General features: G+C 65.6%; 15 protein-coding genes. 6 read left to right on the top strand and 9 right to left on the bottom strand.

Annotated elements, in window-relative coordinates; translation table 11 throughout:
• Positions 1-11: 11 nt before the first annotated feature.
• The gene (locus C6571_RS04305; RefSeq protein ID WP_106445602.1) at positions 12-2,240 is read right to left on the bottom strand and encodes a cyanophycin synthetase; all 2,229 of its coding nucleotides are present in this window, start codon (positions 2,238-2,240) and stop codon (positions 12-14) included.
• Positions 2,241-2,417: 177 nt separating this feature from the next.
• On the opposite strand from C6571_RS04305, the gene C6571_RS04300 reads away from it, so the two are divergent.
• The 3 genes from C6571_RS04300 to C6571_RS04290 all read left to right on the top strand — a co-directional run bounded on the left by C6571_RS04300 (position 2,418) and on the right by C6571_RS04290 (position 5,793).
• Positions 2,418-4,733: a cyanophycin metabolism-associated ABC transporter gene (locus C6571_RS04300; RefSeq protein WP_106448033.1), complete on the top strand. Its 2,316-nt coding sequence runs from the start codon at positions 2,418-2,420 to the stop codon at positions 4,731-4,733.
• Complete coding sequence (locus C6571_RS04295) at positions 4,730-5,215, top strand: cyanophycin metabolism-associated DUF1854 family protein (protein WP_106445601.1); 486 nt, start codon at positions 4,730-4,732, stop codon at positions 5,213-5,215. Before C6571_RS04300 ends, C6571_RS04295 begins: the two co-directional genes overlap by 4 nt.
• Before the next feature lie 146 nt (positions 5,216-5,361).
• Entirely contained in the window at positions 5,362-5,793 is a 432-nt protein-coding gene (locus C6571_RS04290; protein ID WP_106445600.1) for a hypothetical protein, read from the top strand.
• 10 nt (positions 5,794-5,803) lie between these two features.
• Here C6571_RS04290 and C6571_RS04285 read toward each other — a convergent pair whose 3' ends face one another.
• Both C6571_RS04285 and gspF read right to left on the bottom strand, forming a co-directional pair.
• The gene (locus C6571_RS04285) at positions 5,804-6,703 is read right to left on the bottom strand and encodes a 5'-nucleotidase (protein ID WP_106445599.1); all 900 of its coding nucleotides are present in this window, start codon (positions 6,701-6,703) and stop codon (positions 5,804-5,806) included.
• A 3-nt stretch (positions 6,704-6,706) separates the two neighbouring features.
• Positions 6,707-7,933, bottom strand: coding sequence for a type II secretion system inner membrane protein GspF (gene gspF / locus C6571_RS04280; protein ID WP_106445598.1), 1,227 nt, complete (start codon positions 7,931-7,933; stop codon positions 6,707-6,709).
• Between the two features lie 122 nt (positions 7,934-8,055).
• On the opposite strand from gspF, the gene C6571_RS04275 reads away from it, so the two are divergent.
• Entirely contained in the window at positions 8,056-8,805 is a 750-nt protein-coding gene (locus C6571_RS04275; protein WP_106445597.1) for an SDR family oxidoreductase, read from the top strand.
• Positions 8,806-8,859: 54 nt separating this feature from the next.
• Here the strand turns inward: C6571_RS04275 and C6571_RS04270 are convergent, their stop codons facing one another.
• Entirely contained in the window at positions 8,860-9,885 is a 1,026-nt protein-coding gene (locus C6571_RS04270) for an LLM class flavin-dependent oxidoreductase (protein ID WP_211300692.1), read from the bottom strand.
• A gap of 149 nt (positions 9,886-10,034) precedes the next feature.
• Here C6571_RS04270 and C6571_RS04265 point away from each other — a divergent pair, with 149 nt between their 5' ends.
• Entirely contained in the window at positions 10,035-10,520 is a 486-nt protein-coding gene (locus tag C6571_RS04265; protein ID WP_106445595.1) for a CZB domain-containing protein, read from the top strand.
• 6 nt (positions 10,521-10,526) lie between these two features.
• Positions 10,527-11,225 carry an MOSC domain-containing protein gene (locus tag C6571_RS04260; RefSeq protein ID WP_245901393.1) on the top strand — a complete coding sequence of 233 codons (699 nt, stop codon included), beginning with the start codon at positions 10,527-10,529 and terminating at the stop codon, positions 11,223-11,225.
• Here the strand turns inward: C6571_RS04260 and C6571_RS04255 are convergent.
• The 5 genes from C6571_RS04255 to gspN form a co-directional block, all read right to left on the bottom strand.
• Positions 11,222-11,614, bottom strand: coding sequence for a type II toxin-antitoxin system death-on-curing family toxin (locus tag C6571_RS04255; RefSeq protein ID WP_106445594.1), 393 nt, complete (start codon positions 11,612-11,614; stop codon positions 11,222-11,224). The genes C6571_RS04260 and C6571_RS04255 overlap by 4 nt on opposite strands.
• Positions 11,611-11,835: an AbrB/MazE/SpoVT family DNA-binding domain-containing protein gene (locus tag C6571_RS04250; protein ID WP_106445593.1), complete on the bottom strand. Its 225-nt coding sequence runs from the start codon at positions 11,833-11,835 to the stop codon at positions 11,611-11,613. Before C6571_RS04250 ends, C6571_RS04255 begins: the two co-directional genes overlap by 4 nt.
• 87 nt (positions 11,836-11,922) lie before the next feature.
• Entirely contained in the window at positions 11,923-13,311 is a 1,389-nt protein-coding gene (locus tag C6571_RS04245) for a GspE/PulE family protein (RefSeq protein WP_106445592.1), read from the bottom strand.
• Positions 13,311-15,572: a type II secretion system secretin GspD gene (gene gspD, locus C6571_RS04240; RefSeq protein WP_106445591.1), complete on the bottom strand. Its 2,262-nt coding sequence runs from the start codon at positions 15,570-15,572 to the stop codon at positions 13,311-13,313. Before gspD ends, C6571_RS04245 begins: the two co-directional genes overlap by 1 nt.
• A gap of 13 nt (positions 15,573-15,585) precedes the next feature.
• The gene (gene gspN, locus C6571_RS04235) at positions 15,586-16,431 is read right to left on the bottom strand and encodes a type II secretion system protein N (RefSeq protein WP_106445590.1); all 846 of its coding nucleotides are present in this window, start codon (positions 16,429-16,431) and stop codon (positions 15,586-15,588) included.
• Positions 16,432-16,448 lie beyond the last annotated feature (17 nt).

Genomic DNA, 16,448 nt, shown 5'->3' with positions numbered 1-16,448 from the left:
GGAAGAGGATGTCAGAGCGGGAGCACCGGAACGCGCGGCACGCCGGCGGCAGCGGCAGCGGGCTCGAAGGTCTTGATGCCAGCGGCAATCAGGTCGGGAGCAATGTCAAGCGCCCAGGCTGCGCCAATGGCTGCCAGCAGCGCCGGTTCCGGCACGGGCGCGTCGCCGTGGCCCTGGGTCAGGCGATCGAGCGCACCCAGCGACTTCTCGCTCGGGCCCTGCACCAGCAGCACCTGGCCGCCTTGCAGCAGTACAGCGCGGCCGTTGTCGTTGGCGCGGTGCGCTGCCAGCAAGGGATTGGCCGGGTCGGTGGAGGTCAGGATCACCGCACCGTCGCACAGCCGGGCGAGCGCCGCCACCTCGGGTTCGTCGGCATTGAGAACCGCCGCTCCGCTGGCCAGCACCACGTCCACCTGGGTGCGCAGCACGCGCGGCATCTGGTCCTGCGCACGGATGTCAAAGGAGGCCAGCGCTTCCCAGCCGTCCATGTCGGTCACCACGCCGACGCTGCAGCGGTCATAGGCCAGGCCATCTTGCAGGATGGCGCGGGCGTCGTTTTCAATCACGGCGGCTTGCACCATCTGGCTGGTCAGCAGGCGCCGTGCGCCTTCCCAGTGGGCGCTTGCGCGGGTGTCCACGCAGCGTTCGTTCAAAAACAGGCCCTGGCTGCACGCCAGGCCCGTATAGCGCCCACCCAGGTGCAGAAACCAGGCCACCAGCCGCGCAATGGTGGCGCTGGCGCGTGTTCCCGCAACACCCACAATGGGAATGCGGCCGGCGTGGTCGCCGTCAGCGCCGTCTTCCACCTGCGGGAAAAGGTGCTCGGCAATCGCCTGTCCGACCGGGCGCGGCGCACCCACGGCGGGTTTGAGGTGCATCAGCAGGCCTGGGCCGGCGTTGACTTCGACAATGGCGCCTCCCTGGGTGTGCAGGGGCTTGCCGATGTCCTGCGCCACCATGTCGATTCCCGCAATGTCCAGTCCCACCACTTTGGCAGCCAGTGCCGCGATGTAGGCCACCTCGGGGTGGACTTCGTCGGTGCAGTCCACGGCGACATTGCCGTTGCGCTGCACCACAACCTGGCGGCCGGCGACGGGCACCGAATCGGCCGTCAGGTCCTGGCGCTGGAGTTCGAGCTGTACCGTGACCATGGCACGTGGATCAATGAGGTCCAGCGGATACTCTTCCTCATAGCCCCGGCGCGGGTCGGAGTTGAGCTGGCTCTCGATCAGCTCGGCCACCGTGCTGCGGCCGTTGCCGGTGACGCTGACCAATTCGCCCCGCGCCGCTGCCGCCAGCTTGCCGCCGACGATGAGCAGGCGGTGCTCGTCGCCGGGAATGAAGCGCTCGACCATGACCTCGCTGCCTTCGGGCTCGGCCACGTGCCACGCGGCCTCGATGTCCTCTCGTTTGCGCAGGTCGAGCGTGACGCCGCGCGCGTGGTTGCCGTCTGAGGGTTTGACGACCACGGGCAGGCCGATGTCCTGAGCCGCCTCCCAGGCCGCTTCGGGGCTGCTGACCACCTGGCCCTCGGGCACCGGAACGCCGCAGGCCTTGAGCAGGCTCTTGGTGAGGTCTTTGTCGCTGGCGATGCCTTCGGCGATGGCGCTGGTGAATTCGGTCTCGGCCGTCCAGATGCGGCGCTGCGCTGCGCCATAGCCCAACTGCACCAGATTGCCGTCGTTGAGGCGGATGTGCGGAATGCTGCGGTCGGCTGCCGCAGTGACGATGCAAGCCGTGCTGGGGCCAAGATAGCGGTCATCCACCACCGTGCGCACACGCGCCACTGCGGCGTCCACGTCAAAGGGCAGGTCGTTGATGGCAGCCATGATGAGCGCGTGGCCCTCTGCCAGCGCGCTGCGCGCCACCTGCTCTTCGCGCGCCCGGAACACCATGCGGTACACGCCGTGCTGGCTGGTTGAGCGCGTCTGGCCAAAGCCTGTGGGCATACCGGCCAGGTTGAGCAGTTCGATCACGATGTGCTCCAGCACGTGGCCGCACCAGGTGCCCTCCTGCAGGCGCTGCAGGAAGCCGCCGCGCTCGCCCACACCGCAGTGGTGCTCGATCAGCGCCGGCAACCAGGCGGTGAGCCGCTCATTGAAGCCGGCAAGCTGGTGTGAGGGGTGGTCTTCAAGCGTCCCCAGGTCCAGCCAGACCTCCAGCACCGGCCGGTAGGTCCAGATATTGGGGCCACGCAAATAGTGGATACGCAGAAGTTCGATGTCTTTAAAGGGTGTCATGGGGCACTACAGGGAGGGGGCGAATATCTGTGGCAAACGTAGAAGTACCCCGCGATGGCAATGACGGGAAAGCAAAATGGCAAGCATACCGTTGCCAGCGCCGCGCGTGTTTGGGTGAAAATTCGCCTGCTGCCCGGCGTTGCCGGGTCTGCGCATTTCGCGCTTATTCCAATCAAGATGCAACATCACCACCGTGCGGCCGATCTGGGCGCCGCGCCCCGTTTTTCTGACGCCGCTCTGAACGAGCGGCTTGCCTCCGATGAAAACGTGCTCGCCACGCTGGAGGTTGACCTCAGCGAAACCCTGCAGTTTGCCAGCGGCCTGCTGGTGCTGACCGATCAGCGCCTGATGGCACGCAACCACGATCGTGAGTGGCGCGAGTGGACACTGGAGCCGGGACTGGGCCTGCGCTTGCTGGACCATGGCGGCGTCGGCACGCTGGAACTGCACGACGACGTCCGCCGCATTGCGCTGTGGCGCTTTACCCTGGCACAGAACCCGGTGGCGCAGCGGCTGCTGCGGCAGTTCGAGCAGCGCATTGGGCAGATCGTGCGAGGCGGGTGGGAGGCGCGCGCGTCCGAGGACGGCGACGCACTGTGTCCCGTCTGCCAGAGCGAGCTGCCGCCGGACGCCGAAGAGTGTCCGGTCTGCGCCCGCGCTCAGCCGGCGAAGACGTCCACCTGGGTTTTGCTGCGCCTGTGGCGCTTTGCGCGTCCGTACCGCAAACAGCTGGCCGCAGGTTTTTTTCTCACGCTGGCGTCCACTGCCGCGACGCTGGTGCCGCCCTACCTGACCATTCCGCTGATGGATGACATCCTGATCCCGTTTCAGAACGGGCAGACGATTGAACCTGGCCTGGTGCTTCTGTACCTGAGCGGCTTGCTGGCGTCGGCCTTGCTGGCCTGGGGGTTGGGCTGGGCGCGCACTTACATCCTGGCCCTGGTGTCCGAGCGCATTGGCGCCGACCTGCGCACTACGACGTACGAGCATTTGCTGCGCCTCTCGCTGGACTACTTTGGCGGCAAGCGCACCGGGGATCTGATGGCGCGCATCGGGTCCGAGACGGACCGCATCAATGTCTTCCTGTCGCTGCATGCACTCGACTTTGTCACCGACGTGCTGATGATTTTCATGACGGCGGCGATCCTTTTCTCGATCAATCCCTGGCTGGCGCTGGTCACGCTGGTGCCCTTGCCCTTCATTGGCTGGATGATCCACACCGTGCGCGACCGCCTGCGCACCGGCTTCGAGAAGATTGACCGGGTCTGGAGCGAGGTCACCAATGTGCTGGCCGACACCATTCCGGGCATCCGCGTGGTCAAGGCGTTCGCCCAGGAAAAGCGCGAAGCCCAGCGTTTTCACGACGCCAACCAGCACAACCTGCAGGTGAATGACAAACTCAACAAGACCTGGTCTCTGTTCACGCCCACGGTGTCGCTGCTGACAGAAATCGGCCTTCTGGTGGTCTGGGGTTTTGGCATCTGGCTGGTGTCGAAAGGCCAGATCACGGTGGGCGTGCTGACGGCATTTATTGCTTACATCGGACGCTTCTATGGGCGGCTCGATTCCATGAGCCGCATTGTCTCGGTCACGCAAAAGGCCGCTGCGGGCGCCAAGCGCATTTTTGACATCCTGGACCACGTCAGCAACGTGCCTGAGCCGGTCCATCCGGTGCGCATGGAGCGGGTGCAGGGCGCCATTGCGCTGCGCGGCGTGGGCTTTCGCTACGGCAGCCGCGCCGTCATCAAGAATCTGGACCTGGACATTCGCCCCGGCGAGATGATTGGGCTGGTGGGCCACAGCGGTTCGGGCAAGAGTACGCTGGTGAATCTGATCTGCCGCTTTTATGACGTGACCGAGGGGACCATTGCGCTCGACGGCACCGACATCCGCCGCTTTGCCGTAGCCGACTACCGGCGCCACATCGGCCTGGTGCTGCAGGAGCCGTTTTTGTTCTTTGGCACGATTGCCGAGAACATTGCCTACGGCAAACCCGAGGCGACGCGCGCCGAAATCGTGGCGGCGGCGCGCGCTGCCCATGCGCACGAATTCATCCTGCGGCTGGCGCATGGCTACGACTCGCTGGTGGGCGAGCGCGGCCAGGGGCTGTCGGGCGGTGAGCGCCAGCGCATCAGCATTGCCCGCGCGCTGCTGATTGATCCGCGCATCCTGATCATGGACGAAGCGACTTCGGCCGTGGACACCGAGACGGAAAAGGAAATCCAGAAGGCGCTCGACAACCTGGTCCAGGGCCGCACCACCATTGCCATTGCCCACCGCCTGTCCACGCTGCGCAAGGCCGACCGGCTGGTGGTGATGGACCGGGGCGAAATCGTTGAAGTCGGGCCGCACGACGCGCTGATGGAGCGGCAGGGCGCCTACTGGCGCCTGTACGAAGCGCAGGCGCGGCGCGCTGAGGAAGACGCGCAGGCCGCAGGCATCCTGCCCGAAGGCGCGCTGACCCATTCCGCCCACCCCGCAGGCCAAGTATGAATACGCATTCTGATCCCACAAAGTTGCAGCTGCGGCGCGACGCGCATGGCCGCCTGGTGCTGACCCTGGCCGATGGCAGCGAGCACAGCGGCGTGCAGCCCGTGCGCGCCTTTCCCATTGCTGCACCGCAGGAAGGACTCTCCCTGCTGGGCCACGACGGGCACGAACTGCTGTGGGTGGCCCGCCAGGCGGACTTGCCCGGCGCCTTGCGCACGCTCGTCGACGAGGAACTGGCGATGCGGGAGTTTTCTCCGACGATCACGCGCCTGGTATCGGTATCGAGTTTTTCCACCCCCAGCGTCTGGCAGGTAGAGACCGATCGCGGCGACACCCGCCTCACCCTGAAGGCCGAGGAGGATATCCGCCGGCTTGCCGGGCGGACGCGCCTGTTGATTGCCAGCGGCGAGGGGGTCCAGTACCGCATTGCCGACACCGAAGCGCTGGACCGCAGCTCGCGCCGGCTCCTGGAGCGATTTCTTTAGGGCTATCTGAGAGGCTTGATAGGGATAAACCCTTATTTTTGGGGTGATTCGTCGAAAAGGGCTTAAGTTCCCCTTCACTTCGCCGAAATGGACGTACGAGATGGGAGTAGCCCACCCCGTCCCCTCAGCCTACCGAGGCCACTGCCATGCAACTGCCACCTGTTGACCGATCGACAAGCTGGCGTCCCCAGGGCGCCGATCTGTACTCCACCGGGGCGTCCGGAGCGGTGCCGGTGCGTCCCATCAACGCCGCCAATCCGGTCGAGTCCATGGATCGCCTGGGCGAGGGCGCCATCGTCAAGACGCCGGAAAAGCCTTCGGCCGCCGACAAGGAAAATCTCGACTGGACCGAAGTCAAGGAGAAGAAAGAGATCGAAAAGCCGGTGGAGCCGCCCAAAGAGCCCATTTACAAGCAATTGATCGAATTCATTCAGTCGATGTGGCGCGCCAGCGGCAGCGCCATCGAACTCGCCCAAGACGTCAATAAAGTGACCTTGGCCGAGCGCATGGCGCAGCAGGCCAAGAACGAGCCGCTGACCTATTCGGACCCCAAGATCAAGCGCACTTCGGGGCTGTAAGCGCTTTGTTCTAAGCCGCCCCCGGCAGACTGCGCACATGGCCAGCGGGCACATGGCGCGCGGCCGAGCTGACATGGCCGGTTTGGTCGTCAAAAAAGAAATCGGGTTCGAATTCGCGCAAAAACGGCCCCTTTTCCAGCCCGCCCAGAAACATCGCCTCGTCCACCGCCAGATTCCACTTCATCAGGGTGTTGATCGCGCGCTCATGCGCGGGCGCGCTGCGTGCTGTCACCAGCGCAATGCGCAGCCGCATGCCCGCTGCATCGCCCTGCTGCTGGAGTTGGTGCAGGGCGGCCAGCAGCGGCTTGAAAGGGCCGTCTGAGAGCGGCAAGGCGGCCTTGCTGGTCTCGTGTGTCACAAAGGCTTCGAGCCCCCCTGTCTGGTACACGCGCTCGGCTTCGTCCGAGAACAGCACGGCGTCGCCGTCAAAGGCAATGCGCAGCTCATTGGGGTAGTTGATTCCGGCGGCCACCGATTCGGTGAGCACCCGCGCAGCGGGAAAACCCAGTTGCAGGGCTTCGCTCACGTCGCGCTCGTTGGCTGAGAGGAACAAATGCGCCCCCAGCGGCCGCAGGTAGCGAAACGGATCGCGCCCCTGGGTGAATACGCCGCGCTCCAGCGCCAGGCCTTCGTTCTGCGCTGAGCGAAAAATGCGCAGCGCCGTCACCGGGTCATTGCGCGACAGCATCACGACTTCGACGCGTTGCGCCGCGCCGGCATTGAAGGCCAGGAGCTTGCGCACCAGCGGAAACGCCACACCCGGCCGCGCCGGGACGGCGAGGCGCTCTTGCTGCAGCCGCATGTAGGCGCGCGGATCCTGCGCGTCGAACACGCGGTTTTCTTCCTCGAAATCGAACAGCGCGCGCGAGGAAATGGCTACGACGAGCTTGTCTTGCAGGCTGACGGGCATAGGCTATTTGACGAACTGGTTGAGCTGGATGATGGGCAGCAGCACGGCCAGCACGATCAGCATGACCACGAGGCCCATGGCGACGATCAGCAGTGGCTCAAGCAGCGTGGCCAGGGCCATGGCGCGGCGCTGCACTTCGGCCGAAAGCTGCACCGCAGCGCGCTGGAGCATCAGCGGCAGCTGGCCGGTCTGCTCGCCCAGGCGGGCAAACATGGACAGCAGTCCCGGAAAGCGCTTCTTCTGCGCCAGGGCCGAAGCCAGCGGCGCGCCTTCGCGCACCTGCACCAGGGCGTCCAGCGCGTCAGCGCGCATGGCCCGGTTGTTCAGGGTTTCGGCGGCCGCCTGCAGGGCTTTCAAAATGGGCACGCCAGCGCCGGCCAGCATGGCCAGGGTGCTGGCAAAGCGCGCCGCGTTGTAGCCACGCGCCAGCCGGCCCACCATGGGCAGGCGCAGAAAGAAAGCGTCGAATTTGGAACGAAATTCGTCCTTAGCGTAAGCCAGGCGGGCGCATACAGCTCCAATAACAATAGCAATCAACATCCAAAAACCGTAGTTGCGCACCACGCTGCTGATACCCAGCATGGCTACGGTCAAAAAGGGCAGCGCGCGGCGCGAGCCCGCAAACACGCCGGCCACCTGCGGCACCACGTAGCTGACCAGAAAGATCACGATGGCAATGGCCACCACCGTGACGATGGCCGGGTACAGCGCCGCGCCCACCAGCTTGGCCTTGAGGGCCTGGCGTTCTTCCAGGTCGTCTGCCAGGCTTTCCAGCACCAGGCCGAGCTTGCCGCTGTGCTCACCCGCGCCAATCACCGCGCAGTAAATGTCGGAGAACTCGCGCGGGTGCTGGGCCAGCGCCCGCGCAAAGGACGCACCCGCGTTGACTTCGGCGCGCAGCACGGCCACCAGGTGGCGCTGGCGTTCGTCGTCGGCCTCGTCGGAAAGCGCCGTCAGCGCGCGCTCCAGCGTGAGGCCGGAGGAGACCAGCCCCGCCACCTGGCGCGTCCAGATCGCCAGCCCCGTGCTGCCAAACACCGGCCGCTGCAGCCAGCCGCCCGGGTTGCGCGAACCGTCTGCCGCACCCGATTGCGCGGCGGGAGAGACATCGAGGGGAACCAGCGCCTGGGCCCGCAGCTGGCTGCGTGCGGCCTTGGCGTTGTCGGCTTCCAGCATGCCGGTGCGCGTCTGGCCCTGGGCGTCGAGGGCTTCAAAGGCAAAGGCAGGCATGGGCAGTGTGAGAAATCGGCATGGGCCGCAATGGTAGCCGCTGCCCACTGGCCGGCTGCGGCCGCGCGGTCCACAATGGACCGCAAGCCCCGGCGCTTGGTCCGGGGCAGCAAGGAGTTCCCATGTTGAAAGACAAAGTCGCATTGATCACTGGCGGTTCCTCGGGCATTGGCCGCGCCGTTGCCCTGGCCTGGGCGCGCGAGGGTGCCAAAGTGGTGGTCTCGGACGTGGACCGCGGTGGCGGTGGGGAAACGGTAGAGCAGGTCCGCGCTGCGGGCAGCGAGGCGATCTTCATCGCCGCAGACGTTGGCAAGCCCGAAGATTGTGAAGCACTGGTTCGGGGCGCTGTGGAAAAGTTCGGGCGGCTCGACATCGCCTGCAACAACGCTGGCATTGGCGGGCCGCAAGCGCCCACCGCCGATTACCCGCTGGACGGCTGGGCGCAGGTGATTGCCATCAACCTGTCAGGTGTCTTCTACGGCATGAAGTACCAGTTGCCGGCCATGCTCAAGAACGGCGGCGGCGCTATCGTCAACATGGCGTCCATCCTGGGCGCGGTAGGTTTTGCCGGAGCGCCGGCCTATGCGGCCGCCAAGCACGGTGTCGTAGGGCTGACGCAGGCGACAGCGCTCGAATACAGCGCGCAGGGTGTGCGCATCAATGCCGTCGGGCCGGGCTTCATCCACACGCCCATGATCAGCGCCTTGGAAGAGGACAAAGCAATCAACGACATGCTGGTCGCGGCGCACCCCATCGGGCGGCTGGGCCGCGCCGAGGAGGTGGCTGAGCTGGTGCTGTGGCTCTCGAGCGACAAAGCCTCGTTTGTGACCGGTTCGTACTACCCGGTGGACGGGGGTTACCTCGCGCGCTGAAAGTTGGGTTAAATTGGCAGATGACGCTTATCAGGTAAGCGTTGGTAGCTATATTTACGATAGCGTATGTGTGTCTTTGGCCTGCAGTTGTGCGTGGGCGGCTGCCGCGATATCGAGCGAGCGCAGGCGCAGTGCGGGGTCGTAGATGTCGCAGACCAGCATCAGCTCGTCGGCTTGGGTGGCCTGCAGCAGCGCAGCAAGCCCCTTGTGCACCGTGTTGGGCCCGCCGATCACCGCCGCCGCCAGAAAGTCCTGGATGGCGGCGCGTTCCTGCGGCGACAGCCGCTCGGCCAGTCCGTGAACCGGCGCGGCCAGTTTGCGCCGCTCGCCTTTGAGGATGCCGAGCACCCGCTCGAAGGTGCTGCTCGCGAGAAACTGCGCTTCCTCGTCGGTAGGCGCAGCGATCAGCGGCACGCCAATCACCACATAGGGCTTGGACCACTCGGCCGAGGGTTTGAACAGTTCTCGATACAAACCAATCGCCTGAAGCAGCAGGCGCGGCGCAAAGTGCGAAGCAAAGGCATAGGGCAGACCGCGTTCGGCCGCCAACTGAGCAGAAAACAAACTGGAGCCCAGCAGCCAGATGGGCACCTCGGTGCCGGCGCCGGGCGTGGCAATCAGGCGCTGCCCCGGCTGCGCGGGCGCCAGCAGGCGCTGCAGCTCGGCCACGTCGCGCGGGAAGTCCTGCTCGGTTTCTTGCCGGTCGCGGCGCAGCGCGCGCATGGTGAGCGGGTCGGTGCCGGGGGCGCGGCCCAGGCCCAGGTCGATGCGGCCGGGAAACAGTTCGGCCAAAGTTCCAAAAGCCTCGGCCACCACCAGCGGCGCGTGGTTGGGCAGCATCACACCACCTGAGCCCACGCGCATGTGCTCGGTGCCGGCAGCGATGTGGCCTACCAGAACGGCCGTCGCCGAGCTGGCAATGCCCTCCATGTTGTGGTGCTCGGCGAGCCAGTAGCGGGTAAAACCCAGTGCCTCGGCGTGCCGGGCGGTGGTGAGGGCAATGGCGAGTGCGTCGCGCACGCTGCCGCCTTCGCGGACGGCTACGAGATCGAGCATGGAAAGGGTGGAACGGTCAGTCATAAGCGCATTCTGGCTGCTGCCCGCGCATTGGGCTGTCGGCTTGGGGCGAAAGCCCCTGTATGCACTGCGTAAGAGAATCGTATCAAAATGCTCCAAAACGAAGATATTTACCGGCCGCGCCCTTGGGCGCCCCAGCAGCGAGTACCGCCATGGGTTTTTTTAGCAAGATATTCAAGCTGCGCGAGCAGAACCCCGATAGCCAGGAAACTACTTGGGCGTTCGAGGACAACGCGAGCGAGCTGGTGCTCGACGCGGACTATGCACGCACCCTGTCGTCCGAATTTGATATTGATGCCGCCATCGTCTCGCATGAAGAATGGAAGCATCGGCTGCGTCAGCAGCTCAGCGGAGAGATCGACACGCCCATCGACCTGGAGCGTCTGCGGGACCCCAAAGGCTGCCCGCTGGGCCAATGGCTGTACGGGCGGGGGCGCGAGCTGTTGGGGAAATACCCGGCTTTTGAAATCCTGTTGGCGCGCCACGCCTACTTTCACACCCAGGCCGCAGAGGTGGTCGAACTCAGCCGGGCGGGCGAATACGACCGCGCCCTGCATGTCTTTCACGGCGGCTACCGCCACGCGTCCAACCAGGTGATCTTGCTGCTCAAGGAATTGAAGCGCAGTCTGGGGCGGTAAAACCACGTGAAAGCGGGCACGGTTCTGGGACACGTGCTGGCCGTGTGTACGGGCCAGACGGTTCCTTATGCACGCGGCTCGATCAGTGGCATCGCCAAGCAGGCCCGCAGCGGCCCTGTTTTTTGCAGCGTTCTGGGTTTGGCCGGTGACGCGCAGGGCGATTTGCGCGTGCATGGTGGCCCCGACAAGGCGGTGCACCACTACGCCAGTGAACATTACGCCGCATGGCGCCAGGAACTGGGTGCGAGCGCCGTGCTGGATGCGCCTGCCGCCTTTGGCGAAAACCTGCACAGCGTTGGCCTGACCGAGAGCGATGTGTGTCTGGGCGATCAAGTGCGTGTCGGCGAGGCGCTTCTGGAAGTCTCCCAAGCGCGCCAACCCTGCTGGAAGCTCAATGAGCGCTTTGGCCGTACCGACATGGCCAGGCAGTTGCAAAACACGCGCCGTACCGGCTGGTATTACCGGGTGCTGGAAGAGGGTGCCTTGTGGGCTGGGGCCGAGCTGTTGCTGCAAGAGCGTCCCCATCCGCAGTGGTCGATGGCGCGCCTGCTCGACGTGCTCTACCGCCCCAGCCTCGATGCCGCCGAACTGCGCGCCGCTCTGGCCTTGCCGCTGCCGCCGAACTGGGAACGCCTGATTGCGCGCCGACTCGACAGCGGCGCAGTGGAAAGCTGGGCCTCGCGGCTGGAAGGCCCTGCCGCTTAGGGTGAGTTTTTCACCTTGGCGTGCTCGCGCAGCCAGGCGGCAAAGGCCTCTTCGCTGAGTTCACCTGAGGCGACGGCGAGCATGGTGAGCGTGGCTTGCGCTTGTGAAGCGGTCAGACGAAAGCCGTTAAGGTACAGAAAGAAGCCAACGGCCAGAAAAGCCGCGCGCTTGTTGCCGTCCACGAAAGCGTGGTTCTTTGCGAGGCCCACGCCGTAGCTGGCGGCCAGTGCAGCATGATCTGGCGACTCGTACGCAGCAGGATTCTTGGGCCGTGCCAGCGCCGATTCAAGCAAGCCTTCATCGCGCAAACCTGGGCTGCCGCCGTGCTCGGCCAAGCTTTCGCCATGCAACAGCACGAGAGTCAGTTGGCTGACCCAGCGCCAATTCATTTCGCAAGCTGATGAAAGGTGTCGCGGTAGTCGCGCATGAACTCGCGACCGGCCTGAATTTCTTCTTCCAGTGCCGGATCGTAGGGCGTGAGCACGTAGCCGTCCGGCGTTTCGGTGAGAAAAACGCTCTCTCCCTTGAACAGTTTGAGGCGGGCCAAGGCTTCCTTAGGCAGGATCACGCCAATCGAGTTGCCGATTTGAGTCAATTTCAGCATGTGCATAGAGTGATCTCAAAGTTATAACGTATGTTATATATATCGCGCAAAACCGCCCGTCAACTCTATCTATCTACCGAGTGCGTCCATCCCTCAATCCCGCGTCACCCGCAGCACTTCCTCCCGGCTGGTGATGCCCGACGCAATCAGGCGCTCACCGTCTTCGCGCATCAGTTGCATGCCGCCGGCCAGAGCCGCAGCGCGGACGTCGGCCTCCGAGGCGCGGTTGTGGATTTGCGCGCGCAGCGCGTCGTTGGTGACGAGCAGCTCGAACAAGCCCGTGCGTCCGCTGTAGCCGGTCTGGCCACAAGCCTCGCACCCCTGGCCATGGCAGATGGTGCAGGTTTTGCGCACCAGGCGCTGCGCCAGCACGCCGAGGAGCGAGCTTGAAAGCAAAAAGGGCTCCACTCCCATGTCGGTCAGGCGGTTGACGGCGCTGGCGGCATCGTTGGTGTGCAGCGTGGCCAGCACCAGGTGGCCGGTCAGGCTGGCCTGGATGGCGATCTGCGCCGTCTCGAAATCGCGGATCTCGCCGATCATGATCACGTCCGGGTCCTGGCGCAGGATGGCGCGCAGGGCCTTGGCGAAGGTCAGGTCGATCTTGGCGTTGACCTGGGTCTGGCCAACACCGGCCAGCTCGTACTCGATCGGGTCTTCCACCGTCATGATGTTGGCCTGTGCCGCGTCCAGCCGGCCCAGCGCTGCGTACAGCGTGGTGGTTTTGCCCGAGCCCGTCGGGCCGGTGACGAGCACGATGCCGTGCGGCTGCCGAATCAGACCCTCGAAGCGTGCAAGCGTAGGGCCCTGCATCCCGACGGCTTCGAGTGTGAGGCGGTTTTCGCTTTTGTCGAGCAGGCGCAGCACGGCGCGCTCACCATGCGCGCTGGGCAGGGTGGAGACGCGCACGTCGATGGCGCGCGTCCCCAGACGCAGGCTGATGCGGCCGTCCTGCGGCAGGCGTTTTTCTGAAATATCGAGGTCCGCCATGATCTTCAGGCGGCTGATCAGTGCCGCGTGCAGCGCGCGGTTCGGCTGCACCACTTCGCGCAAGGTGCCGTCCACGCGAAAGCGCACGCTGGAGTGGCGCTCGTAGGGCTCGATGTGGATGTCGCTGGCGCCGTCGCGCGCTGCCTGCGTGAGCAGGGCGTTGAGCATGCGGATGATGGGCGCGTCGTCGGCGGCCTCCAGCAAGTCTTCGACGGCGGGCAGCTCCTGCATCATGCGCGAGAGGTCGGCATCGCTTTCCACCTCGCTGACGACGGTGGCGGCGCTGGATTCGCGCTGCGAATAGGCTGCGCTGATGCGTTGTGCCAGTGTTCCGGCGTCGAGCGGCTGCAGGCGCTGCACGGGATATTTGCGCAGCACTTCGCCCAAGGCCGCAGGCTGCGGCGCGGGGCCGTGCCACAGCACGAGCTGCTCACCGTCGGTTTCCAGCAGAAGCTGCGCACCGCGCGCAAACGCATAGGGCAGGGGGTAAGCCATCAGTCGCCGGCCGGAAAGATGGGCTGCGTGACGATGTTGCTGCGCACCCCGGCGGGCTGCGCGGGCAGTGCAGGCAGGATGGGGGCCCCCGATACCGGGCGCAGCATCACGCTCGGCTCGGGTTGGCTGACCTGTTGCAGCGCGCGGATGGACTCGTAGCGGTCCAGCATGAGCGCGTTGCTGGTGGCGTTGTCGCGTACCACGGTCGGCCGCAGAAATACCATCAGGTTGGTCTTGCTGCGTGAACGGCTTTCGCTGCGAAACAGGTTGCCCAGTACCGGGATGTCGCCAAACACCGGTACCTTGTCTTCGCCCGAGCTGTAGGAGTCCTCCAGCAGGCCACCAATGACAATGATGTTGCCGTCGTCCACCACCACATTGGATTCGATGGCACGCTTGCTGGTGGTCGGGCCATTGGGGTCCTTCAGGGTGCTGGCCTCGATTTTTGAGACCTCCTGGTAGATCGCCATCTTGACTGTGCCGTTCTCACTGATCTGCGGGCGAACGCGCAGCACCAGGCCCACGTCCTTGCGCTCGACCGTCGTGAAGGGGTTGACGTTGCTGGTGCCGGCCGTGGCGGCGTACGAGCCGGTGACGAAAGGCACGTTGTTGCCGATGATGATGCGTGCCTCTTCGTTGTCCAGCGTCATCAGGTTGGGCGTGGAGAGTACGTTGGCATCGCCGCTGTTTTGCAGGAAATTGGCCAGCGCGCCCAGGTAGTACTGGCCGTTGATGCGTGGCGCCAATGCCAGGTTCAGACCCTTGCCCAACTTGCCTAGCGCAGTGGCAGCAGCGGTGCTCGATCCGCTGGCCAGTGCCCCCGTGATGTTCACGATGTTGGCGCCGGACTGGTCTGAGTTGGTACCGATCACACCGATCGTGCCATCGCCCTGCTTGCCCAGGATGCCCTGCCACTGGATACCGAATTCCGCCAGCTTGCTCGCGGTGACCTCGACGATCAGGCTCTCCACCAGCACCTGTGCGCGCCGGCCGTCGAGCTGGTCGATCACGGTGCGCAGTTGCCGGTATTGCGGCTCGGGCGCCGTGATGATGAGCGAGTTGGTGGCCGGATCGGCCTGGATCTGCCCGCCGGTCGAGGGCGCCGTGCTGCTGGCGCCACTCAGGCTGCCACCCCCGGCACCCAGGCCGCCCCCGCTGGCGCTCCCCAGGCCCGGATTGCTGGCAGAGGCGGTGCTGGTGCCGGCCGTGGCGGTGCTCAGGCCGCTGGTGTTGCCCGGCGTGGTGCCCGGACCGCCGCTGGCACCGGAACTTGCGCCCACCGCCATGGCAGCGCGCAGTGTGGTGGCCAGTTTCGTGGCGTCGGCATTCTTCAGGTAGACCACATGGATGTTGCCGTTGGCGCTGCTGCTGCCCGGCGCCGGGGCCTGATCCAGCTTTTGCACCAGCGCGCGCACCTGGGCCAGGCGCGCCGGGTTGGCGGCGCGCAGAATCAGCGCGTTGCTGCTGGGGTCGGCCAGCATCGTGGTCTTGAAAGAGCTGTCCGTCTGGCCCTGCACGGCGCCCGGCGTCGCCCCTGTGGTGGATGAAGTTCCCCCCTCGATCAGGCGCGCCACCAGAGGCGCGAGGTCGGTGGCGATGGCGTTCTTTAGGGGAATCACTTCCACGTCGCTGGCATTGGACATGTCCATCGCGGCGACGATCCGGCCCAGGCGAGCCAGGTTGTCCGCGTAATCGGTGATCACCAGCGAGTTGTTGCCGGGGTTCACGTTGATGGTGTTGTTCGGGCTGATGAGCGGCCGCAGTACCGGCACCAGGTTGGCCGCGTTCTCGAAATTGAGCTTGAAGATCTGCGTGACGATCTGCCCGCCCCCTGCAGTCGCCGGCGCGCCGCCCTGCCACACGCGCACGCTGCTGCCCTGGAGCTTGCCCTCGGCCTCCGGCACTACCTTGTACAGCCCGCTGGTCTCCACCACCGTGTAGCCCTGCAGGCGCAGCGCCGCCAGGAACTGCTCGAAGGCGGCCGCCGGTGTCACTGCCCGCTCGGTGATCAAATTGAGCTGGCCTTTGACGCGCGGGTCCACCACCACGTTGCGCCCGGTGATGGTGGCCATGGTGCGCGCCACGGCTTCGATGTCGGCGTTGGCGAAGTTCAGCGTCACCGGCTCGCCTGGGCGCACGCTTTGCGGGTTGGGCGTGGCCGTATTTTGAGCATAAATTTGGCCTCCAGCGCTTATCAGTAAAGCGAAAGCAGCTATTGAAATAATAGTGCGATGCAGATGGTGCGGAGTGAGGCTGGACATAAGTTTTGCGGTGTTAGCCGAGCGAGATGAGTGAGCGTTCGCCCACGCGGCGCCCGATGATGTTGAGCAGGTTCGAGAGCGCCGGCTCGCGCCCTGGCGCAGCCTGCGCCTCGCCGGCAAAGCGCAGGCGCTGGCCCACCCATTGCCCGCTGCCCGAGAGCTGCAGCGCACCCGCCAGGGTCGAGAGCTGCAGTGTCGGCGCTTCGCCGCCAGCCAGCGCCAGCCGGTAGCTTCCCATGGGCCGCAAGGTGGACAGGCGCGAGGAGACCTCCAGGGCGTCGAGCTGGGCCGATCCCCGCAGCAGCACGCGGCCGCGCACCGATTCGATCACCAGGCCTTGTGTCTGCAAGGCCAGCTGGCCCTGCAGTTGCAGCGTGTTCCAGGGCGTTCCCAGGCCGGTCAGCACGGCGGCCGGCCAACGGCTTTGGCCGTCGGCCAAGGCCAGACGCAGCCCCCCCCAGCGCGGCTGCATTTGCAGCTGCAGGGGCACTTGCGTGCAGCAGTCGGCTGAAATATGGGCTTGTAGCCCGCTCCCATTCGGACGCAAGCGCCAGTGCACACGCCCCGGCAAAGCGGTCGCGCTTTGGCTCTCGCTCCCGCCTGCCAACACCAGCTGGGCCGAACCGTTCCAGACGCTGCCGCGCGCAGCAACCAGTTGCAGCTGCGCGCCGCTGGCGCGCTCCACGCCCGCAGCCATCCAGTGCGCGGGCAGGGCTGCGAGCAGCGCGCCGCCACCGCCCAGCAGCGCACCGGCCAGCGCCCAGCCCCAGGGCGCGTGCGGCGCGGTGTCCAGCGCGCTGCGGCGCCGCGATGCGCTGGGCGCACGCGGGCTTGGGCGGGAAAAGGGGGTGGGGGCCATGCCAAGACGCGTGCGGA

Origin of the sequence: Simplicispira suum, assembly GCF_003008595.1 — a bacterium.
In the GTDB taxonomy this organism is placed as follows: Bacteria; Pseudomonadota; Gammaproteobacteria; order Burkholderiales; family Burkholderiaceae_C; genus Simplicispira; species Simplicispira suum.
The sequence above is the reverse complement of the archived record's forward strand: the minus strand, read 5'-3'. Positions and strand labels throughout refer to the sequence as shown.